This is a genomic window from Vibrio rumoiensis 1S-45 (genome assembly GCF_000286955.2).
Lineage (GTDB): Bacteria > Pseudomonadota > Gammaproteobacteria > Enterobacterales > Vibrionaceae > Vibrio > Vibrio rumoiensis_A.
In genome coordinates this window covers 46,687-68,718 of sequence record NZ_AJYK02000086.1, presented here as the reverse complement: position 1 = coordinate 68,718, position 22,032 = coordinate 46,687, and the positions used below count along the sequence as shown (strand labels likewise).

The 22,032-nt window shown below is 41.9% G+C and carries 21 protein-coding genes; 4 read left to right on the top strand and 17 right to left on the bottom strand.

From position 1 onward, the window contains the following. Positions 1 to 816, top strand: an 816-nt coding sequence (locus A1QC_RS12205; protein ID WP_017025823.1) for a LysR family transcriptional regulator, incomplete at its 5' end; no start/stop codon positions are given. 47 nt (positions 817 to 863) lie between these two features. On the opposite strand, the gene A1QC_RS12200 is transcribed toward A1QC_RS12205, so the two are convergent. The 11 genes from A1QC_RS12200 to fabB all read right to left on the bottom strand — a co-directional run bounded on the left by A1QC_RS12200 (position 864) and on the right by fabB (position 13,508). Continuing rightward, on the bottom strand, positions 864 to 1,541 hold the full coding sequence (locus A1QC_RS12200; RefSeq protein ID WP_017025822.1) for an START domain-containing protein: 678 nt from the start codon (positions 1,539 to 1,541) through the stop codon (positions 864 to 866). A 163-nt stretch (positions 1,542 to 1,704) separates the two neighbouring features. After that, the gene (gene purF / locus A1QC_RS12195) at positions 1,705 to 3,222 is read right to left on the bottom strand and encodes an amidophosphoribosyltransferase (RefSeq protein ID WP_017025821.1); all 1,518 of its coding nucleotides are present in this window, start codon (positions 3,220 to 3,222) and stop codon (positions 1,705 to 1,707) included. 44 nt (positions 3,223 to 3,266) lie between these two features. Continuing rightward, entirely contained in the window at positions 3,267 to 3,761 is a 495-nt protein-coding gene (locus tag A1QC_RS12190) for a CvpA family protein (RefSeq protein WP_017025820.1), read from the bottom strand. 61 nt (positions 3,762 to 3,822) lie between these two features. Then, entirely contained in the window at positions 3,823 to 4,455 is a 633-nt protein-coding gene (locus tag A1QC_RS12185) for an SPOR domain-containing protein (protein WP_017025819.1), read from the bottom strand. Positions 4,456 to 4,468: 13 nt separating this feature from the next. After that, entirely contained in the window at positions 4,469 to 5,743 is a 1,275-nt protein-coding gene (folC, locus tag A1QC_RS12180) for a bifunctional tetrahydrofolate synthase/dihydrofolate synthase (protein WP_017025818.1), read from the bottom strand. 111 nt (positions 5,744 to 5,854) lie between these two features. Then, positions 5,855 to 6,769, bottom strand: coding sequence for an acetyl-CoA carboxylase, carboxyltransferase subunit beta (gene accD / locus A1QC_RS12175; protein WP_017025817.1), 915 nt, complete (start codon positions 6,767 to 6,769; stop codon positions 5,855 to 5,857). A gap of 258 nt (positions 6,770 to 7,027) precedes the next feature. Further along, entirely contained in the window at positions 7,028 to 7,816 is a 789-nt protein-coding gene (gene truA / locus A1QC_RS12170; protein ID WP_017025816.1) for a tRNA pseudouridine(38-40) synthase TruA, read from the bottom strand. Between the two features lie 103 nt (positions 7,817 to 7,919). Further along, entirely contained in the window at positions 7,920 to 9,647 is a 1,728-nt protein-coding gene (locus A1QC_RS12165; protein WP_017025815.1) for a FimV/HubP family polar landmark protein, read from the bottom strand. A gap of 239 nt (positions 9,648 to 9,886) precedes the next feature. Continuing rightward, positions 9,887 to 10,900 carry an aspartate-semialdehyde dehydrogenase gene (locus tag A1QC_RS12160; RefSeq protein ID WP_017025814.1) on the bottom strand — a complete coding sequence of 338 codons (1,014 nt, stop codon included), beginning with the start codon at positions 10,898 to 10,900 and terminating at the stop codon, positions 9,887 to 9,889. A gap of 91 nt (positions 10,901 to 10,991) precedes the next feature. Further along, on the bottom strand, positions 10,992 to 12,176 hold the full coding sequence (locus A1QC_RS12155) for a 4-phosphoerythronate dehydrogenase (protein ID WP_017025813.1): 1,185 nt from the start codon (positions 12,174 to 12,176) through the stop codon (positions 10,992 to 10,994). 108 nt (positions 12,177 to 12,284) lie between these two features. Beyond that, entirely contained in the window at positions 12,285 to 13,508 is a 1,224-nt protein-coding gene (gene fabB, locus A1QC_RS12150) for a beta-ketoacyl-ACP synthase I (protein WP_017025812.1), read from the bottom strand. A 286-nt stretch (positions 13,509 to 13,794) separates the two neighbouring features. Here fabB and mnmC point away from each other — a divergent pair, with 286 nt between their 5' ends. Further along, complete coding sequence (gene mnmC, locus A1QC_RS12145) at positions 13,795 to 15,837, top strand: bifunctional tRNA (5-methylaminomethyl-2-thiouridine)(34)-methyltransferase MnmD/FAD-dependent 5-carboxymethylaminomethyl-2-thiouridine(34) oxidoreductase MnmC (protein ID WP_026025910.1); 2,043 nt, start codon at positions 13,795 to 13,797, stop codon at positions 15,835 to 15,837. Between the two features lie 80 nt (positions 15,838 to 15,917). Here the strand turns inward: mnmC and A1QC_RS12140 are convergent, their stop codons facing one another. The 3 genes from A1QC_RS12140 to A1QC_RS12130 all read right to left on the bottom strand — a co-directional run bounded on the left by A1QC_RS12140 (position 15,918) and on the right by A1QC_RS12130 (position 17,402). Beyond that, complete coding sequence (locus A1QC_RS12140) at positions 15,918 to 16,445, bottom strand: NADPH-dependent FMN reductase (RefSeq protein WP_017025810.1); 528 nt, start codon at positions 16,443 to 16,445, stop codon at positions 15,918 to 15,920. 120 nt (positions 16,446 to 16,565) lie between these two features. Beyond that, positions 16,566 to 16,829, bottom strand: a complete 264-nt coding sequence (locus A1QC_RS12135; protein WP_017025809.1) for a YfcL family protein — start codon at positions 16,827 to 16,829, stop codon at positions 16,566 to 16,568. 27 nt (positions 16,830 to 16,856) lie between these two features. Next, on the bottom strand, positions 16,857 to 17,402 hold the full coding sequence (locus A1QC_RS12130; protein ID WP_017025808.1) for an elongation factor P hydroxylase: 546 nt from the start codon (positions 17,400 to 17,402) through the stop codon (positions 16,857 to 16,859). Between the two features lie 234 nt (positions 17,403 to 17,636). On the opposite strand from A1QC_RS12130, the gene A1QC_RS12125 reads away from it, so the two are divergent. Further along, entirely contained in the window at positions 17,637 to 18,269 is a 633-nt protein-coding gene (locus A1QC_RS12125; RefSeq protein WP_026025908.1) for a trimeric intracellular cation channel family protein, read from the top strand. A gap of 90 nt (positions 18,270 to 18,359) precedes the next feature. Here A1QC_RS12125 and aroC read toward each other — a convergent pair whose 3' ends face one another. Continuing rightward, a complete protein-coding gene (aroC, locus tag A1QC_RS12120; protein ID WP_017025805.1) occupies positions 18,360 to 19,445 on the bottom strand; it encodes a chorismate synthase in 1,086 nt (361 codons plus the stop codon). A 183-nt stretch (positions 19,446 to 19,628) separates the two neighbouring features. Beyond that, positions 19,629 to 20,561 carry a 50S ribosomal protein L3 N(5)-glutamine methyltransferase gene (gene prmB / locus A1QC_RS12115; RefSeq protein WP_017025804.1) on the bottom strand — a complete coding sequence of 311 codons (933 nt, stop codon included), beginning with the start codon at positions 20,559 to 20,561 and terminating at the stop codon, positions 19,629 to 19,631. A gap of 115 nt (positions 20,562 to 20,676) precedes the next feature. Here prmB and smrB point away from each other — a divergent pair, with 115 nt between their 5' ends. Further along, the gene (gene smrB, locus A1QC_RS12110) at positions 20,677 to 21,204 is read left to right on the top strand and encodes an endonuclease SmrB (RefSeq protein WP_017025803.1); all 528 of its coding nucleotides are present in this window, start codon (positions 20,677 to 20,679) and stop codon (positions 21,202 to 21,204) included. A gap of 81 nt (positions 21,205 to 21,285) precedes the next feature. Here smrB and sixA read toward each other — a convergent pair whose 3' ends face one another. After that, positions 21,286 to 21,750 carry a phosphohistidine phosphatase SixA gene (gene sixA / locus A1QC_RS12105; protein ID WP_017025802.1) on the bottom strand — a complete coding sequence of 155 codons (465 nt, stop codon included), beginning with the start codon at positions 21,748 to 21,750 and terminating at the stop codon, positions 21,286 to 21,288. Positions 21,751 to 22,032 lie beyond the last annotated feature (282 nt).

The following is a 22,032-nucleotide window of genomic DNA, read 5'->3' as shown; positions in this document are numbered from 1 at the left end:
CCGCTCTTCCGATCTTCTACCCCCGTTGCGACGATTACTCGACGCATTCAAGCGCTTGAAGAAGCTGTCAATCTAAGGCTACTTAACCGTAATGCTCGTAAGCTGTCATTAACCGAAGCCGGCCAACGTTTTTACGATGAATGCTCACCTTTACTTAAAAGCTTAGCAGAAACGACAGAAAACATTTCCGATGAGTGTCGCGGTGCATCTGGCAAGTTACGTATTTCGGCCCCGTCAAATACAGCTAAACGAATGATCATGCCAATGCTGAATGAGTTTATGGCAAAATACCCTGATATTCGTATTGAATTATCCATGACCAATCATGCTGACCAACTTGACCCAACTGAGTGGGATGTGATCTTTCGCGTAGGCCCACAACGAGATTCAAGCCTGATTGCTCGTAAAATAAACCAAGTTAAAGATGTACTGGTGGCAAGTCCTAAATATCTTGCAGATTGTGGTGATCTTAATCATGCAGAAGATTTACGTCATCACGCACTCTTAAAAGGCTTACCTTTAGTAAAATGGCAGTTGAATAATTCTCACGGTGAACAAGTGACCATCAATGAGAAAGGTCGACTTGAAGCAAGTGAATTAAATGTTGTTCGCAAGGCCTGCACCTATGGTTTAGGAATTAGCTTAATGCCCGATGTGATGGTTGAAGCCTACTTACACGAAGGTCGATTAGTCCGAGTGCTGGATGATTGGAGCGCAAACTCCCGTGATATCTACATGTTATATAATCATAAAAATCATCAACCCGAAAAGGTGCGTTTGTTGATTGATTTTATTGCTCAACACGACGTATTATAACCCCCCCCTTAATAGCTATGCTGTGATGATATCTTCACGGCATCGCCTTATTTACTTACCTTAAATTCCTCTTCCATTAATAAATCTGGATGCTGCTTTTTTTGATACTCTGGCAAAATCTGTTTCAGGTTTTGAAATGTCTTTAATGCCCCTTTTCTCGCTAAATCATTCACGAGCCAAGTAGGCAATATTCCGCCAGGATCAGCATAAGCTTCATAATCAATCTTTGTTTTTCCATTATCTAGTTTGGTCAAAATCCACATCGCATTCACATCTCGGATACGGATTCTTCCATCTTGATTCGGGAGGTAAGCATCGTCAGATTTTATTTCTATCGCAAACTGATTTGAGCTGGTTTGATAAAACTGTGAAAAGGTCACCATGTCTCTATCTTTGACTGGCCAAGGAGCACGAAATAATGTGTAAACTATATTTTTGTCTGGTGTGATTTGTTGAAGGACTTGTGTTTTTTCAATGCCATCAAGCCATTGTGGAGCTCTGTCGACATCTTGTAATAAAAATAAAAACGAACTTAAACTGGTCGATATTTCTGTCGTGGCGCGGATTTCCACTAGACCATTGTCATGCTCACGTTGGCTAATAAAAATGCCAGATTCTTGCTTATAAGGTTGCCAAGGCTCAATTTCTGCCAATACAGAGAAACTGCATAAAAGTGGCATTGCTACGATAAATAATCGATATCTCATCAGTAACCGTTTTCCCATACCTCCCCCCTTCTTAACCCTATTACTCACTTTTCGCATGGCAACCCAGATAGTTCAATCAGATGGTCATTTTAGCCTTATTCTCTGAGCTGACTCTTTTAGAATAGGCATAAAAAAACCAGAACTCTAAGGCTCTGGTTTTTCAAAGTGAGAATAAAAGAGATTACGCTCCTTCGTTATGCATCTCAAGGTTAGCTAAGTCCACCTGCATATCACGATCTAATTTTGCATCATCATTGCGTATTGCATCGATAAGGTCTAAATAAGTTTGGTCGATATCACCAGTCACATACTGACCACTGAATACTGACGTTTCAAATTCACTTACCGACGGGTTACCAATACCAACTGCTGACACTAAGTCATCAATATCTTGGAACATCAATGCATCCGCACCAATCATTTTGCAAATTTCATCCGTTTCACGACCATGCGCAATTAACTCATTCGCACTTGGCATATCAATACCATACACGTTAGGGAAACGGACTTCAGGAGCCGCTGATACCATATAAACATTCTTCGCACCCGAGTCACGAGCCATCTCGATGATCTGCTCTGATGTCGTGCCACGAACAATGGAATCATCAACCAACAGAACATTCTTACCTTTAAACTCTGAACGAATTGCATTCAGTTTACGGCGAACTGATTTCTTACGTTGTTGTTGACCCGGCATAATGAAGGTACGACCAACATAACGGTTTTTAACAAAACCTTGGCGGTAAGGTTTATTGATCAATTGCGCAATTTCTAATGCGATATCACATGAAGTTTCAGGGATAGGAATAACCACATCGATATCCAGATCATCCCATTCACGCTTAATTTTCTCACCAAGCTTTTTGCCCATTTCAAGGCGTGCACTGTATACCGAAATTTTATCGATAAAAGAATCTGGACGTGCAAAATAAACAAACTCAAAAATACATGGGTTTAATTTTGGGTCTTCTGCACACTGCTCACTGAACAACTGTCCATCAAAGGTCGCGTAAATCGCTTCACCTGGTGCGACATCACGTACAAAGTCAAAACCAACAGCATCAAGTGCAACTGACTCAGAAGCCACCATGTATTCTGTACGGCCTTCAACTTCACGTTTACCCAAACATAACGGGCGAATGCCATTTGGATCACGAAACGCGACCATACCATGACCAATGATCATTGCTGCAACTGCATAAGCACCTTTAACAATAGTGTGTACTTTCTTAATCGCGTTAAAGACATCTACTTGAGTCAGTGGGTAATGCTCAGATACATCAATCTCTTGTGCCAAGATGTTTAATAACACTTCAGAGTCTGACGTGGTATTCACATGACGACGGCCTTGCTCAAATAACCACTGACGAATGTCATTTGCGTTAGTCAAGTTACCGTTATGTGCAAGAGTAATTCCATAAGGTGAGTTTACGTAGAATGGTTGCGCTTCAGAAGCACTTGAGCTTCCTGCTGTTGGGTAACGAACATGCCCAACACCAACTGTTCCTTGCAAACGTTTCATGTGTTTAACTTCAAACACATCTTTCACAAGTCCATTGGCTTTACGCAGACGAAAACGATTGCTATCTATGGTAATAATACCTGCTGCATCTTGGCCACGATGCTGCAATACCGTTAACGCGTCATAAATCGATTGATTGACAGGCGTTACACCTACGATTCCAACAATACCACACATGTCTTAACCCTCGGTTAGCAAAGCACTGGCGCTATCCTATATTTCTATAGTGATGCGCCCGTTAAAAAGCTTGATGTTTGTTTCAGATGATCGAAAAACGGTGCAATTATCCGGCTAAATTGCGGAATTAATTGAGAGTCTTTCCACCACTGTGAATTCGGGAATGCGGTAAACGCATCCATAAAAAAGAGAACGACAGCAATGATCAAAACGCCACGTAGTGCGCCAAAAACAATACCTAACACTCGGTCTGTACCGGATAAACCAGTTTTTTGTACTAACTGGCCAATCACGTAATTCACCAAGGCGCCAACCACTAACGTGGCGACAAACAAGGCACCTAATGCCGCACCATTACGAATCATATCGTTTTCAATGTTGGTAAAGTAAGCCGCCAATTTCAAATAGTAACGAGTGGCGATAAAAAATGCGCCAAACCAAATAACTAAAGACAAAGCTTCTTTAACAAAACCACGAACTAAGCTGATCAAAGCAGAAAAGCCGATCACCCCTAAAATGACAAAATCTATCCAAATCATAAAATGTACATCTTAAGTTGGCGCGCATTTTAACAGAAAAAAGCGCGACGCAAACGTTTTCTTATGGATTAAGTGGCTTAAAAGTCTGCAGTTGACCTTTTAGACCGGTAATTTTTTGCAGCTTATCAATCTGTTGTTCCAAATTTTCTTTTGAAACATCAGGACCAATAATCACACGAGAGACGCCACTATCTGGTTTCAAGTGCGCTTGGAAGCCACGTTTTTGTAGATCATCTACCAACTTTTTAGCGTTATCTTGATTTTTCAGTGCGACCAACTGAATAATCCAGGCGTTACTGTCATAACGATTCGTTTCACGAACAGGAACCGCTTTGACTTCCACTTGGTCTTCTTTTTCAGGTCGATCAACTTGCGTCGATGCGACCTCTTTCAATTCCTCTACTGGCTGATCTTTTTCTGGCGATGACGCTTGTTCCGATGATTTGGCTTGTCCGGCTGAAACTGTCACCGCAGCAACTGGTTCTTTTGGTAAAGCAACATCAAGCTGAACCGGCTCTTTTACTTGGTCATTATCACCGGTTTCATCAATCTCATCACTCGGCTTAATAGGGATTGCGGCAAATTCTTCTTGATAATGTTTTTTTTGTCCATCAAAGACATCAGGTAACACAATCACACCAATAGCGACGAGAATCACAGTGCCGATTAAACGGCTTTGAAACTTACTGGCCATTTTGACTCCTACCTTAATTTTTGTTGTTCTTCTGCCAATGCTGCAATACTTCACCTACAGTATGAAAAGATCCAACCACAAGCAATATATCATCTGCTTGAGCTTGATCTTGTGCATGAATAAAGGCTTCCACAGGCGTATTAAAACCTGTCTCTACTTGCGGCAAGTATTGGCATATTTCATCCACTTGTGCGGCGCGAGGGCCATGCAATGACGCTGGATACCAATAATCCACCGATGAAGATAAAACATCTAACGTACTTTTAATATCTTTATCATGCAGCATCGCAACCACAGCATGAATTTTTTTATTTGGATAGCGCTGATGCAACTGACCGACTAAGTATTCTGCTGAGTGAGGGTTATGTGCCACATCGAGTAATATTGTAGGCTCTGTCGAAAGCACTTGCATACGACCAGCTAATTGAGCTTGGTTAAGACCATTAACGATATTGATATCACTAATCTCTAAACCAGAGGTGCTTAATGCCATCAAAGCCGTTGCCGCATTCGCTAATGGTAAACTTGGGACTGGTAAATCTTTTAAATCAAACGCGCCACACTGCCAATGCCAACGATTACGTGAGTTTGTATCAAGTTGATAGGTATATTGAACACCCACTTGATGCAATTGGGCATTGATGTCATCGGCATGAGCGGCAACCGTATAAGGCGCATTAGGTTGGCCACAAATCGCAGGTCGACCCGAGCGGAAAATACCGGCTTTTTCAAAACCTATGACATTGATATCACTGCCTAACCAATCAACATGATCAATGGCAAGACTCGTGATAATGGATACATCATGGTCAACAACGTTGGTGGCATCTAAACGCCCACCTAATCCAACTTCAAGTAAGATCACGTCAACTTGCTCGACTTGAAAAATTCGCAAAGCAGCTAGCGTACCAAATTCAAAAAAGCTCAAACTGATATCCGCACGGCTTTGCTCTATAAACGAAAAAGCTTGTGTGTGCTGTTCATCCGAAGCATTACGCCCGTTAATACGAACTCGTTCGTTATATTCAATTAAATGGGGAGAACTATAAACACCGACGCGATAACCCGCATCAAGTAAGATAGCTTCCATCAATGCGCAGGTTGAGCCTTTGCCATTAGTTCCGGCAACCGTAATGACTGTTGGAGCTGGCTTGGTGAGGTTGGCTTGTTGTGCCACTTTAGAGACTCGGTCTAAACCAAGATCAATAGCACTTGTGTGTATATTTTCTAAATAGTGAAGCCACATCGACATTGGTGATGTGGCTTCCGGGGAATTATGTTTGCTCATTAAACGCTGAACTCATTCTATCTCTACATACTGTACAAATAAGTCATCATTAATTTGCTGCTTTTAGCTTTTATGCATAAAGCAGCAATCCACTGCATACTTTAATGAGATTTACTTCTTATCGGCAACAGGCACTTCGTAAACAGGTTCATCATCAACCGAAACCACAAGTGGCGATTGATAATTCGTCATTTTAGCCACTAAGCCACCAATACGTTGACGCATTTCACGACGGTCAACAATCATGTCAATTGCGCCATGGTCAAGCAGAAACTCACTACGTTGGAAGCCTTCAGGAAGGTTTTCACGTACCGTTTGCTCAATAACGCGACGACCAGCAAAACCGATCAATGCTTTAGGTTCGCCTATATTCACATCACCTAACATCGCAAGACTTGCCGAAACACCACCCATTGTAGGGTCAGTTAAAACGGAAATAAATGGCAGACCCTTTTGGGATAAGCGTTCAAGTGCCGCACTGGTTTTCGCCATCTGCATTAAAGACATTAAGGCTTCTTGCATGCGTGCACCGCCACTGGCAGAGAAACACACTAAACCACAGTTATTTTCAATCGCAGCATCTACCGCACGTACAAAGCGAGCGCCAACGACTGAACCCATTGAACCGCCCATAAACGAGAATTCAAATGCACAAGCAACCAATGGCATGCCTAATAGCTCACCTTTCATTGCGATTAATGCATCCGTCTCTCCGCTTGCTTTTTGCGCAGCAGAAATACGATCTTTATAACGTTTTGAGTCTTTAAACTTCAACTTATCTTGAGGTTCAAGCTCCTGACCAATTTCAACCTGTGTACCAGCATCTAAAAATGTTTCTAGACGGCGACGCCCCTTCATGCGCATGTGATGGTCACATTTAGGACAAACTTCTAAATTACGCTCTACTTCAGCTTGGTATAAGACTTGCTCACAAGATGAACATTTCGTCCAAATCCCTTCTGGGATAGATGCTTTACGAGAGCTAACAATGTTTGTTGTTGTAAAAATTTTTTCAAGCCAACTCATGGGAAGACCTTTTAGCTAGATCCCCCGCTGTATTGCGAGAGATGAGAATGTGAGAAATAAATGCGAGGAGATTAAAACACATAATACCCGCAGTGTAGATAAAAAACTGGTTGTACCTATATTTGCCAACTTTTGCGGTAAAGGTTAACGCTCATTTTTGGTTAAAAAACTAGCAATACAACCCGATAAATATAAGCCATTATCAACTATATAAAATAGTTATCACGCTAGTGTAATAACAATGTGAAAAAAAACCAACTAATCTGCAGGGAAAAAGTGAGGCCCTACCGGTAATCTAGGTAATTCAAAGCTTTCTGGGTAATCCACATCGACAAGATATAAGCCACCAGGTTTAGCCGTCGTTCCAGCACTGCGTCGATCTTTTTGATCTAACACCCATTGTATCCAGTCTGGAGACATTTCACCGGTTCCGACCTTAATCAAACTGCCTACAATATTACGCACCATGTGATGAAGAAAGGCGTTGGCTTTAACATCAACCACGACATATTGCCCTTTTCGAGTCACATTCAAATGCATAATGCTGCGCCATGGGCTATGTGCTTGGCAATGCGTTGCGCGAAAAGATGTGAAATCATGTTCACCTAACAGACACTGTGCTGCTTCATGCATTTTTTGCTCATCAAGCGGAGTATGATAGTGGCTGACGCCTGAAGATAAAATGGCTGGGCGAAGTGAGTTATTATAAATAATATAACGGTATCGACGAGCCGTAGCGCTAAAGCGAGCATGGAACTCATCAGAAACCTCATGCGCCCAAGTCACGACAACACTGCTTGGCAACTTCGCATTTACACCTAATGTCCAAGCCACTAACTTACGGTCTGAATCAGTATCAAAGTGAACCACTTGCCCAGTGCCATGTACGCCAGCATCCGTTCTGCCTGCACAAATAACATTCACAGGATGATTAGCAATAACTGATAATGCTTTTTCTAAGTGCTCTTGCACACTGATCACATCATTTTGTCTCTGCCAGCCATGAAGTTTGCTGCCATCATATTCCACACCTAAAGCAATACGCATTTCAGTTACTCTTTGCTACATCTAGAAAACGGGGGCAAAGTATATACTCTTCGCCTAAAAAGAAAAAGGCGACTCAAAAGCCGCCTTATCAAACTCTCAACCATCACGGGATAAGTTGAAGTAATTTTCGAGCCTCAGATTGCAATCTTTCATCCCCTTTTTTCAATACTTCATTGATTAATTTCTTGGCTGAAGATAAATCGTCCATCTCAATAAACACTTTGGCAAGGTCTAAATTGCCATTCATTTCAGCGTCGATATCCACATCTAAAACTTTCACATCACTCAATACATCAGGAAACTCATTAAGGCCAACATCTAAATCAGGATCTTTATCAATACCACTCACTGACTCAACATTCGACAGTTCTAATATGTCATCGATGGCATGAAATTGTGTGTCAGTATTGACATCCAATGATTGTGTTGATTGTTCGTCAGCTATTGGCGGCGTTGCAACAACAAGCGCCTCTTCAAATTCATGTATTTCGGGAATATCATTAACGCTACTTGTACTTTCTATCTCAAAAGACTCTGGCTCTTGTTGTGCATCAAGCCTTGCTTCATCTTCACTGTAAACCGGTAGATCGTCATCAGAATATTGCGTTATTTCTGTTTCTGTTTCTGTTTCTGTTTCTGGAGAATTATTATCATTCCCCAATGTGGGTACAACCGGAATAAGGGTGGGTTCTTGTTCTTTTGCTGCTGAGGTTAATTGCTCAGGTTCTGGTGGCAAGTTCGATTGACGGAAAAATACCATTTTGATGATAAGCAATAGCAAAAGAACCGGTAACAATAAAATAATCCACAACCAAGGCTGTTGATTTGCGATGGTTAGAAAAGCTTGTGGGGAATCAATATTAAATGTAGCTGGCCTTTCTTGTGTTTCTTTTGACCTTGTTAATTCGTCGTTGCTTAAGGTATTTTTCAACTCATCTAACTGCTGTTGAATCTTACCTAACTCAACCGTTAAACGAGTGTTCATTTCCTCAACTTTATTCAGTTCTATTTGTTCATTATCTTTTTCTAATACACTGGCTGCTTCTTGCACCACTTCTGGAGCTTCTTTTAATGCTTGCTCTTGTGTTGGTGTTACAGATACTGGTTCTTGTGCATCTTGTTGAACTGCATCTTGTTGAACTGCATCTTGAGCAGGCTGTGGTTGTTTCTGGATATCCACTTGTGTTTCTTGTGATAATGAAGCTGCGTCACTATCAACGTTTTCATTCTCTAAAACACTCGGCAAGGTTTCTTGTTCATCAATAACAGCAGGTTCAGTTGATTCAGCTGGCGGTATCTCTTGTGGCGATTTAGGCTCGTAATCTTCAAGTGTAGCAGGAGGAGGCGGCGATACTGATAAATCCACTTGAGAAGGAATCACGCGCTGTAAATCTTGTTCTAAAACCAAATTGGCTTCTTGTGTAGTACTTTCTTTTATAAAAGATACCGTCGGCAATCTCAACATGCTGCCTGAAATCAAACCATGAATATTATGATCTTCAAAAGCTTTATCATTGAGTTTGTAAGTAGCGAGTACTACTTGCGGAATCGAAACTGATTTACTTGGTCGGTATTCTTTGGCTATTGACCACAGAGTTTCATTTTCACCTGTTGGACCATAGGTTTCAGCAATTTTATGTGTTTGATTTAACGAAATACTGTCAGAGGCCGCAAGACTTGTTGCATGATCGCTACTCTCTGTATTCGTAATATGACTTTGCACCACAGATTTTGTATATGATGCATCGCTGTCATCTGCACAGGCAACTGACATTTGCGTCAACATTAACAATGTCACTGGGGTTATAAAATGCTTGAAAGTACGACGCATAAAATTCGGCTAATCCAACGGTTTAATCAAGAAATTTAAATATATAGGATAATGACCCACTTCGGGTAGTGATGATGACAAAAAACGCCCATTTCACAAGGTTTTTTATTTAATAACCTGATCGGATGTTAATTTTCTCTGCCAGTCTGCACTTTCAGGGCAAAAGACATAATAAAAAAGCCCCATACAAACGTATGGAGCTTATCTTCATTGTCGCTACCAGTGAATTAAATCAGCAATTAAAAATAATCACGAATTAATACTTCAGCAATTTGAACAGCATTGGTTGCTGCACCTTTACGTACATTATCTGCAACCACCCACATATTAATACCACTGTGATGGCTAATATCATTACGAACGCGACCGACTAATACCGTGTCTTTACCTGCAGCATCACGCACTTGCGTTGGATAATCCGCATCACGGAACAGTTCAATACCATCTGTATTTTCAAATAATTCCATCACTTGCTCAGCATCGATTGGTGCTTGAGTTTCAACATGCAAAGATTCTGCATGACCAAAAAATACAGGAACACGGACGCAAGTTGGATTCACTTGAATCGATGGGTCGTTAAAGATTTTTTGGGTTTCCCACACCATTTTCATTTCTTCTTTGGTGTAGCCGTTTTCCATCATGACATCAATCTGTGGAATGCAGTTAAAAGCAATTTGCTGTGTAAAAGCCGATGTTTCTGCAGGTAAACCATTGAGTAACTTTGCTGTTTGACCAGCCAATTCATCAATGCCTGATTTACCCGCGCCAGATACGGACTGATAAGTCGAAACATTAATCCGTTCAATGCCAACGGCATCATGAATCGGCTTTAGTGCTACAAGCATTTGGATAGTCGAACAATTTGGGTTCGCAATGATGTTGCGGTTACGAAACTCTGCAATGGCTTCTGGGTTCACTTCTGGAATAACTAACGGAATATCAAAGTCATAACGGAACTGTGATGTATTATCGATAACCACTACGCCTTCATCTGCCGCAATTGGTGCCCATTTTTCAGACAATTCAGCGCCCGCAGAAAACAGAGCAATATGAACTTGTGTCCAATCGAACTCTTCAACGTTTTGTACTCGAATTGTTTTGCCATTAAAACGATAGGTCTTCCCTTCACTACGCTCACTGGCTAATAGGTAAAGATCACCTACTGGAAATTTACGATCTTGTAAAACTTCTAGCATGGCTTCGCCTACCGCACCGGTAGCACCGAAAATAGCAACGTTAAATTCTTGACTCATTGAAACCTCAATTAAAAATATAAAGCGATTGGTTAATACCCAAGTATTCGATCACAGTACTTAACGGTATGACTCGCTTTTAAAACTTACTTTACAATCCACTTTTGTAACCTAGTTGGATCAAAGGCATCAAATCAACCATGCCTTCTTCCTGATGACTTTCATTATGATAGGTTAAACGAATCGCACTGTATTCACGACGATCCCAATAATTTTTACGCATAATATCAAACGCTTTGGATTGTTGTTCTGCTTGATTAACGCAAATATGGCGACGGAAAACCGCATCATCATGGCGGACATCATAAATCAACTGAGTCAAATTGTGCAGTAATGCTTGGTTTTTCTCGTCATCGGCACTCCAACCGCTTGATAATTGCACTTGAGGGATCGGAGCGACAGGAAGCAAGTCATCCGGATTTGCCCTTAAATCTAAACCAAGAAACTCGCAATAGCGATTAAATATCATGGTTGTGCCACGCGCTTTGCCTTCTAAACCATAGCCTGCAATGTGAGGAGTGGCAAAAGCTAACAATGGCAAAAGTTCTAAATCAACCAAAGGCTCTTGTTCGAAAACATCAAGTACTGCCGTAAATCCATCTTGTCGTTGTAAGCGATCTTTTAAAGCTTGGTTATCCACCACGGGGCCACGAGCAGCGTTGATCAATATTTGATCGCCACGTAGATCATTAAGCGTAGACTCATTCATTAAATGATGAGTGGGATGACTACCGGTTTGAGTAATTGGTGTATGTAACGAAATAACGTCAGCTTGCTTTAACAGCCTGCCTAATTCCGTAAAGTCACGAATATCACCTTCGGCCTGCTTAGGAGGATCGTTTAATAACACCTTGATGCCAATGGAGCTCAAGCATTGCGCTAAATAACTGCCAACTTGACCGGCACCAATAATCCCAACGGTTTTGTCAAAGATAGAAAAACCTTGTTGCTGCGCTATCACTAATAAAGAGCTGATCACATACTCGGCTACTCCGACTTTATTGCAGCCAGGAGCAGCAGTAAACGCGATACCTTTTTTCGCCAGCAACTCTTGGTCAACGTGATCCATTCCCGCTGTGGCAGTGCCGACAAATCTTAATTTATCGGCTTTTGCCAGTAAGTCGGCATTAACTTTGGTTACCGAACGAATCATCAGTGCGTCAACATCCACCAAATCATCCGCACACAGCGTTCGACCTGACTTCATCTCTACCTCACCTAATTGACTGAATAGGGCTTCGGCGTAAGGCATATTTTCATCAATGATGATTTTCATTTTAAGCTCTCGGAAATTTACAATAATGCCATCATAAAAAAATCCCCGACCTAAGCCGAGGATTTTTTAACATTCATATTCTTGGTACTTGAATAGAATTCAAAGCAATTAAGCTTCGTATTTCTTGATCACAAGCGTGGCGTTAGTACCGCCAAAACCGAAGCTGTTTGACATTACCGTCTTCAGCTCTTGCTCGCGAGGTTCGGTCACAATGTCCAAACCTTCTGCTGCTGGGTCTAACGTTTCAACGTTGATGCTTGGAGCAATAAAGTTATTAACGAGCATAAGCGTAGAATAAATCGCTTCATGTACGCCAGCCGCACCTAGTGCGTGCCCCGTCATTGCTTTGGTTGCAGAGATTGCAGGGCATTTTCCGCCGCTGTCTTTACCAAAGACTTCTTGAATAGCACCTAACTCTTTTACATCACCCACAGGGGTAGAAGTACCGTGAGTGTTGACGTAATCGATAGAATCGACATTTTGCATTGCCATCTTCATACAACGTACTGCGCCTTCACCTGATGGAGCGACCATGTCGTAGCCATCTGATGTTGCGCCGTAACCGACGATTTCGCCGTAAATTTTTGCGCCACGAGCAAGTGCGTGCTCAAGCTCTTCAATCACCACCATACCGCCGCCGCCAGAGATAACAAAACCATCGCGGTTTGCATCATAAGTACGAGACGCCTTTTCTGGCTCTTCATTGTACTTAGTTGATAGTGCGCCCATCGCATCAAACATCATTGCTGATGACCAATGCAGTTCTTCACCACCACCGGCAAAAACCACATCTTGTTTGCCTAATTGAATAAGCTCAAGTGCATGACCAATACAGTGTGCAGAGGTTGCACATGCTGAACTGATGCTGTAGTTCACGCCGCGAATTTTAAATGGTGTTGCAAGGCAAGCAGAAACCGTTGAAGCCATAGTACGTGGAACCATGTAAGGCCCAACACGCTTTACGCCTTTTTCACGAATTGTATCTACTGAAATCACTTGGTTTTGTGATGAAATACCACCAGAACCGGCCACTAAACCTGTACGGTCATTAGAAACTTGCTCTTCAGTCAGCTTAGAATCTTCTACCGCTTGTTGCATTGCAAGGTAAGCGTAAGAGGCCGTATCACCCATAAAACGCATTTGTTTACGGTCAATGTGCTCACTTGGTGTGATTTTTAGCTCACCCCAAACTTGAGAGCGTAGGCCTGCTTCTTTAAATTGCTCAGAACCTGTAATACCAGATTTGCCTGTTTTTAAAGACGCTAATACTTCTTCTACGTTATTACCAATACTAGATACAATGCCTAGACCAGTGATGACGGCTCGTTTCATGTGACGTTCCTATAATTCAAAAATCGCTTAATGATAACTGACTTAACTGTAAAAGTGGTCAGCTTTCCTAGAATAATGATTCTTTATCACAACTATTGCGTTGCTGTTTCTAACTTGTGACTATTAAAACACAAAATATCGCGTTGTGAGTCATGCTACCGAAAAGTCTTTAATGTTAAAAGCTTACCTTTAAATTGTATCGACCGTCAGAAGCCAGCATAGTTAGCTTGTTTGAGTGTGTCTTGGGTATATAATAGCCCCAAATTGATACAAAATGACAGGTAATATGAGCGTAATACGAAATGCACAATTAGATTGGAATGAATCTGGCACCCCTATTTCCAATCAGTTTGATGATGTCTACTTCTCAAATGCTAACGGGCTAGAAGAAAGCCGTTATGTCTTCATTCAACAAAATCATCTTACGACACGTTGGGATACGTTTAAGAAATCTCGCTTTGTGATTGCAGAAACTGGCTTCGGAACTGGGTTGAACTTCCTTGCTGTTTGGCATGCTTTTAAGCAATTTCGACAACAAACCCCAGATGCAGCGCTCACTCAATTACACTTCATCAGTTTTGAAAAATACCCAGTTAATATCGACGATTTAATAAAAGCGCATCACGCTTGGCCTGAACTGGCTGACTTGGCAAAGGAATTACAACAACACTACCCTATCGCAGTGCCTGAATGTCATCGCTTAGTCTTAGCCGATGGCATGATTACACTCGACTTATGGTTTGGTGATATTCACGATAGCCTGCCTAAAATAGCTCAGAATGAAGAAGGGTTAGTTGATGCTTGGTTCTTAGATGGCTTTGCCCCAAGTAAGAATCAAGACATGTGGAATGATGCACTTTTTTCTGGCATGGCGAAGTTAACAAAATCACAAGGCACTTGCGCGACATTTACTGCGGCAGGTTTTGTGCGTCGCGGTTTAATCGATGCAGGTTTTGACATGAAAAAAGTCAAAGGTTTTGGCACGAAACGCGAAATGATAGCAGGGACATTAACTCAGAAAATCGCACAAACCAACATCGCACCATGGTTTCAACGCGTTCCCTCTTCCCACATCAGTACAGAAGACAATATTGCCATCATTGGTGGAGGTATTGCCAGTGCGACGCTTGCTCTGGCGTTACATCGTCGCGGCGTAAACGTCACTTTATATTGTGAAGACAACACTCCCGCACTTGGTGCATCTGGCAATCGCCAAGGCGCATTATATCCTTTGATTGCCGAGCCAGAAGCGCCACTCAATCGTTTCTTTGCACCAGCATTTTTATTTGCAAGACAGTTAGTCAAGCAAGCCTCTCAACAGCTTGAATTTGATCATGACTTTTGTGGTGTTACCCAACTTGCTTGGAATGACAAAGCCAAAAGCAAGCTGGATAAAATGTTGTTGAATCAATACCCAGAACGCTTATTGCAATCATTAAACGCTGAAGAAACTTCCGAGACTCTTGGTTTGGAAGTGGATGTAGACAGTATTTATTACCCACTCGGGGGTTGGTTATGTCCTCAACAACTGACGCAAGCGCTGATTTATGAATTAGACCGACAGCCAAATTTTGACGCGAGATTTGAAACCAAAATCAAATCCTTGGTATTTAACACCGAAGATGAAAGCTGGAACTTAACCAGTGGCGATCAAAGTTTTCATCATGGTTGTGTGGTGGTGGCGAACGGTCATCAATTTTCTCGTTTTGAGCAATTACAACCTATCGCGGCAACCTCAGTAAAAGGCCAAGTGAGCCATATTCCAACCACAGACACTCTTGCCAAGCTCAATACCGTATTGTGTTACGACGGTTATATGACACCACAAAATACCAATAATGGTCATCACTGTATTGGCGCAAGTTATGACAGAAGTCATATTGATCATGAATTTGATCCTGACGCTCAACTCAGTAATGGCGAACGCCTTAAAAACTGTATTCCCAACCAACGTTGGCCAAATGACGTCGATACCAGTGGCAATCAATCTCGCCAAGGCATTCGCAGTGTCACGCGTGACCACTTACCGTTTGTGGGCAACGTGTGTCAATTTGAACCTGTGGTACAAGGCTATGCAGAGCTTGATCCGCAAATATTGCGTAAGCGATCTGATCTGATGCCTGATGTTCCGATTTATCCCAACTTGTTTTGCATGGTGGGATTAGGCGCGCGTGGGTTATGCTCTGCGCCACTATTAGCGGAAACCTTGGCATCACAAATCGTGGGAGACCCACTGCCTTTACCCATCGAAGTGTTAGAAAAAATTCACCCCGCCAGAATGTGGGTGAGAAAAATGCTTAAAGGCCGCCCAATCAACGAAAAGTCATGATTTAAACAGCAAAACGGGATGAGCGATAATCGTTCATCCCGTTTTTAATTTGATATTCACTTTAAACCGTTCAGCAAAAACTAAGCATGTAACGCTGCAGCAGCTTTAGCTAATTGTTCAGCAATCGCAGAATCTGTGACTTCGCCTTTTTCCATATCAAACACATCATAAAAACTTGGTACTGAAAGCGATGCTTTAAGATCCGCATGGAAAAATGCAGCTGAACCAACCGCTTGAGCTAATACGCTCTTCGCACCACCAGGACCTGGGCTCGTTGACAAGTACACGACGGGTTTGTGAGCAAACATTTGCTGATTGATACGTGATGCCCAATCGAACAAGTTTTTGTAATAAGCAGTATAAGTGCCATTATGCTCCGCAAAAGAAATCACGTATGCATCAGCGCTTTCAATCTTATCAAAAAAGGCTTGTGCGCCTGCAGGTCGACCCACTTCTTTTTCCGTATCTTCACTAAACATCGGAACCGGAAAATCATTCAAATCGAGCACTTCAACCTCAGCCCCTTCAACTAAGTTGGCAGTATAAGTGGCTAATGCTTTATTTATTGAACTGAAACTTGAGCTTGCGCCGAATGCGATAATTTTCATAATGACTCCGTAAACAATGAATAGGTAAGTAACTGAGATAACAATACTCTATTCTTTTGAGTCGAACAGCCAAGCAATCTAATAGACTTGTTCGAAAAATTAGAACAAGTCTATTAGATATTAAATCTGAGCCGCAAGAGATTGCCACATATCAGCAACAATAACCTGATCAGCAGGAGTTAACTCATTACGCGCTGCATCTAAACTGGCTTGAATGCGTTGCTTAAATATTGCCACCTCTTGAATGCCTTCCGCTTCACAATCAGCGGCAGACAACGAAATATGCCCACGCAAATAACCACCAGCAAATAATTCATCATCTGATGCGGTTGCGACTGTCAGGTCTATGGCTTCTAATAACTGTTCTTCTAATTCAATGATCATCCGTTACTCATTATTTAACGATTAATGTTACTTAATTATAAATTGGCTTAGGGTAATTTCTGGTGTTTGGTAGAAATTACGTAAGGCATCCGACAGCATCTGAACTCGCAATGGCAGTCCTTGCAGTAAGATTTGTTCGACTTCTTGATGTACTTTCGCCATAAAGGCTAAACGATCCGGTTCAAAATCGCCATTGAGATTATCGCAACTGACCGAAAAAGGCAGCCCCGCACTCACCGATAAAATCCACTCATAAGCTTGAGGGCGAATCTCTACCTTTTCAAATTCCGCTTGAACTTGCTCGGTACGCCCATCCGGTTCATACCAATACCCAAAATCTTCCAGTAATCTGCGCTTCGCACCCGCGACGCACCAATGCGCTATCTCATGCATGGCAGAGGCGTAAAAACCATGCGCAAATATCACTTGATGGTAAGGCACATCAGCATTAGCGGGTAGATAAATAGGCTCATCATTACCGCGCACTAATTTGGTGTTATACGCATCAAAAAAGGTACGGTTAAATATTGAGATAATATCGTCTGGTTTATGGGTTATATCAGCAAAGCTCATTCGATTTCATTACAACTATTGGTTTATTGGGCGCTATTGTCCTTACTTTTCACGCTTAGGTAAAGGCTAGAAAAGCCAACATGAATAATAACGAAGCTAACCACAATCCAACCATTAGTTTTTCTAATCAATACCCCATCCATTTTCACAAAAATTTTCATTCGTCATTTCTATTTTTTATCCCTACAATCCGCCCTCTATTTTGCTCTAGAAAAAATGTTAAGTGAGCACACCATGTTGTTAAGCATTATTTATATTATTGGAATTACGGCGGAGGCCATGACAGGTGCATTAAGTGCTGGTCGAAAAAACATGGATTGGTTTGGCGTGATGTTAGTCGCCAGCGCTACAGCGATTGGCGGTGGAAGTGTCAGGGATATTTTGCTCGGCCACTTCCCTTTAACTTGGGTACAACACCCTGAGTACCTATTAATAACGTGCGTCGCCGGCATTGTGACCACATTACTTGCAAAATGGGTGATTAAATTTCATGGCGTATTCATTCGATTAGATGCGTTAGGTCTTGCCGCCTTTAGTATTATTGGCTGCCAAGTTGGCATCAATATGGGGCTACATTACAGCATCTGCATTGTCTCAGCGATTGTGACTGGCGTGTTTGGTGGACTGCTGCGTGATTTGATTTGCCGACAAGCTCCGTTGGTATTGCATAACGAATTATACGCATCCGTTGCATTAGTGGTGGCGGTTTTATACTTAGCCATTTTACACTTTGGTTTTAGTGATCTAACCGCAACAGTGAGTGCTTTGGTGGTTGGTTATTTACTGCGCATGGCATCGGTAAGGTTTAAGTGGCGTTTGCCGAGCTTTCAGCTAACCGTTGAAGAATCCAGTTCACTAAAGCATTAAACTGTTAAATTTCAAATATAAAAGAGCCCACAATCAATAATGTGAACCATTGATTGTGGGCTCTTTCTTATTCAAATCTGAGACTAAGAATTAAATCTTCGGCGTTTCAGTTTGCACGTTATGATTTTGTCCACGATGGCGCAATAAGTGATCCATCAGTACAATCGCCAGCATGGCTTCGGCAATCGGTACCGCACGAATACCAACACAAGGATCATGACGACCTTTAGTGATCAATGATGTGGCTTCGCCTTTGCGGTTAATCGTTTCACCCGGAACGGTAATGCTCGATGTCGGTTTAAGCGCAATGCTTGCCACAATATCTTGGCCTGACGAGATCCCACCTAAAATGCCACCCGCATGGTTCGATTTAAAACCTTGTGGCGTCATTTCATCACGGTGCTCACTGCCCTTTTGGTTAGCAACTGCAAAACCATCACCAATTTCAACGCCTTTTACCGCGTTAATGCCCATTAAAGCATGAGCGATATCCGCATCTAAACGGTCGAAAATAGGCTCACCTAAACCAACTGGTACATTGGTTGCGACAACCGATAGTTTGGCACCAATAGAATCACCTTGCTTTTTCAAGTCACGAATCAATTCATCAAGGGCATCAACTTTATCCACATCTGGGCAGAAGAATGGGTTATTTTCAATCTCATCCCAATCGACTTTATCAATAGTGACATCGCCCATTTGAGATAAGTAACCACGGATCTCAATTCCAAATTCTTGCTTTAGGTACTTTTTAGCAATGCCCCCTGCGGCCACTCGCATCGCGGTTTCACGCGCAGAAGAACGGCCACCACCACGGTAATCACGTACTCCATATTTTTGATGGTACGTGTAATCTGCATGGCCTGGGCGGAATTTATCCATTATTTCAGAATAATCTTTTGAACGCTGATCGGTATTTTGAATCGTTAAACCTATAGATGTACCTGTGGTCTGGCCTTCAAAAACACCACCTAAAATTTCCACTTCATCCGGTTCACGACGTGCTGTGGTATAACGAGACGTTCCCGGGCGACGGCGATCCAAATCTTTTTGCAGATCGGCTTCACTCAACTCCAAACCTGGAGGACAACCATCAATAATACAACCTAATGCTTTACCGTGACTTTCACCAAATGTCGTCACTCGAAAATGTTGACCAATACTGTTCCCTGCCATGAATCCCTCTTTAACTTATTCTTATCGCTTTACAGCTCATTTTAATTGCATCATTGAATAGTGTCGTCAAGGCAGGGGCTTGTAAACCCCATTTTTGAAAATAATCGACGAATAGACAGAAATAAAAAATGCCAACCTAATCAAAGGTTGGCATTTATCGGATGTTCATGACCTTAGTTTGTCTTATTTTTTATAAATAGCAAACTCATCAGCATGTTCAATCAGTTGCTCACGAGTAAGTAAAAATACCCCATGACCACCATTTTCAAATTCAAGCCAAGTAAATGGAATATGTGGATACTGATCCATCACATGCACCATGGAGTTACCCACTTCGCAAATCAAAATACCATTGTCGGCTAAATAATCAGGCGCATCAGCAAGAATACGTCGCATTAATTTCAAGCCATCCGATCCCGCCGCTAAACCTAACTCAGGCTCATGCTTAAATTCTTCTGGCAAGCTATCCATATCATCTTGATCCACATAAGGCGGATTGGTCACAATGATATGGTATTTGTCTTCTGGAATATCATTAAATAAATCTGAACGCAGCGGGAAGACTTGTTGTTCTAAGCCGTGATCGTGAATATTACGCTCCGCCACTTGAAGAGCATCAAGTGAGATATCAACCGCGTCAACTTCTGCACCTTCAAACGCATAAGCACAAGCAATCGCAATACAACCACTGCCAGTACATAAATCCATAATGCGAGTTGGCTCTTCAATTAACCAAGGTTGGAATTGTTGTTGGATCAACTCTCCAATTGGTGAACGAGGCACAAGTACGCGTTCATCCACATAGAATTCAAGACCACAAAACCATGCTTTATTGGTTAAGTAAGCTGTAGGAGTACGTTCATTAATACGTTTAATCACACGCTCCACAATGCGCAAACGTTCACTGGTGATCAAGCGTGAATTTAATACATGCGGTGGCACATCAATTGGAAGATAAAGCGTAGGCAAAATAAGCTGAACAGCTTCATCCCAAGAGTTATCTGTACCATGCCCGTAAAACAAACCCGCCGCATTAAATCGGCTGACCGTCCAACGGATCATATCTTGAAGCGTATGAAGTTCCGATACTGCTTCATCTATAAAAATTTTATCCAAGTTTGCCTCCGCATGGCTACACTGCCAAACCTACATGTCTATGGCGAGTATATTGGAACTCGCTTCTTAGCTAGGCTTAGGGTTACAATACCGCCCTCATTCATAAGGACTTATCATGTGCGAAAAAGACACCAATTTTGATGATGAATTTGCGCTATTTAAACAAGAAATGAAGGGCGTAAAAAAGTTGTCACAGGATACCATAATCCAGCAACCGAAAAAGAACTTACAACAAAAAGAAATTCGTCGTACATTCCGAGACGCGAAGGACAATGAGTTTTATTTTTCAGATGAATTTGTGCCGTTACTCAATGAAGATGGTCCGACTCGCTATGCTCGTAGTGATGTTTCTAAATATGAATTGAAACGTTTACGCCGTGGCGTGTACGTACCGGATGTCTTTTTAGACTTGCATGGTATGACTCAAATGGAAGCGAAACGTGAATTAGGCGCAATGATTGCACACTGCATAAAAGAAGGTGTGGCTTGTGCTAGTGTGATGCACGGTATAGGCAAGCACATCCTCAAACAAAAAGTGCCACTTTGGCTCGCTCAACATCCAGATGTCATGGCTTATCACCAAGCACCATTAGAATTTGGCGGTAATGGCGCTTTATTAATATTACTTTCTATTCCTGAATAATTAAATAGCTCGCCACTGGGTCAAAACCAGATCAAAAAAGGAGACAGTTGACCGTCTCCATTCTTCTATAGTTGCCTACTTCTATGGCTGAGCTTGCCAAACTATTTGGCCTTTTCTGGTGTCTACATCGTAATCCACACACACCATGCCAGAAGTTGGAAACATAGGTGGTGGTATATCCGTTACAAAGTCTGCAGTTAAATACCCCACCAAAGGTAAATGCGATACTAATAGGATATTTTGCAAAAATTGTGTTTCCGCAAGAGCACAAACATATTCCACTACTGATTCAGAATCACCATAAGGTGTAATCTCTGCGCAGTCCTCAATATGATTAGCCATCAATATTGGTGAAATTGTCTGCCATGTTTGTTGTGCTCGTAAGTATGGACTCACTAGCACTAAATCAAATTCAACTTGCCCGTTCTCTTTGCAGTGCTGTGCCACTTTCAAAGACTGATCGTGCCCCATTTGGCTTAATGGTCGCTCTGCATCCGAAGCGGCAAACGTTTCCGCATCACCATGACGCATTATATAAATGTGCATAACATCAACCTTACATACCATCTAAACTAAAACTCGATCGCGGAAGGTCAACAACCCTTCGACTTTAGTATAACAAGTTGCCACCAGAGATTGTCGACATAAATAACATTCCTATCAAATAAATGCGATATACCTGACAAGCTTAAGCTATTTTCATCGATTTTATCCCACTCTGAGAACAATTTTTTCTATTATTCATCATTCCTTAAAGAAACCATTTGCAGCGATTCATTCCCAAGTCATAATTGAGCTATATTCAAAATATCCTCAAGGTGACGTTTC